Origin of the sequence: Deinococcus arboris (assembly GCF_009755355.1) — a bacterium.
GTDB lineage: Bacteria > Deinococcota > Deinococci > Deinococcales > Deinococcaceae > Deinococcus > Deinococcus betulae.
Window position 1 is genome coordinate 1 of the sequence record NZ_WQLB01000090.1, and the last position, 720, is coordinate 720.

The following is a 720-nucleotide window of genomic DNA, read 5'->3' on the forward strand; positions in this document are numbered from 1 at the left end:
TTCAGGCCACCTGCTTCATGACATCGCGCCAGACCTCAAACGCTTGCTTTTGATGGAGACGTCGACGCTGAGCGGGAAGAGTGGAGCGGGCTGGGTGATGGAGCTTCGTGATGCGAGCGTGCAGGTTGAGAAATCCCTGTACTCGTCGCCGTGATCTGAATCCGCATTGCTGGCGCTCGTGTCGTCGTGTGGGACGATGGGACTGCTCAACCAGATTGTTATAGCGAGCCGCAGAAACCACCTGGACGTGCTCCACCCCGTGGAGCACTGGAAGTTCGCGAAGGGCTGCTCCGTAACTCCAGAGTTTGTCTGTGTAGATCGTGACTGGGATGCATTGCTCGCCCAAGAGTCGGGTGAAGAAGGATTTGGCCGCTCGTGTATCCCTGTGACGCTGCAGGAAAACGTCCAGCACAACACCGTGTTCGTCGACGGCCCGCCATAACCAGTGCGTGATGCCGCCGACATCTACGTGCATCTCGTCGAGGTGCCACCGGGAACCCCGTTGAGGTTCCCGGTGGCGCAGTCCCTGAGCAAACACGTCACCGAACTCGATAGACCAGGTGCGGATGGACTCGCGCGTAACGGCGATCCCGCGTTCCAGCAGGAGTTCCTCAACGTCTCGATAGCTCAGCGTGAAGCGGTGGTACAGCCAGACGGCGTACCCAATGACTTCAAGTGGGAATCGATAGCCGGGAAGCTTCTGACCGTTAAGCACTGTGT

1 protein-coding gene is annotated in these 720 nt (G+C 58.8%); it reads right to left on the reverse strand.

Annotated features, from left to right (window positions below; genetic code table 11):
• Position 1 precedes the first annotated feature (1 nt).
• Complete coding sequence (locus GO986_RS22455) at positions 2-715, reverse strand: IS6 family transposase (protein WP_369409551.1); 714 nt, start codon at positions 713-715, stop codon at positions 2-4.
• Positions 716-720 lie beyond the last annotated feature (5 nt).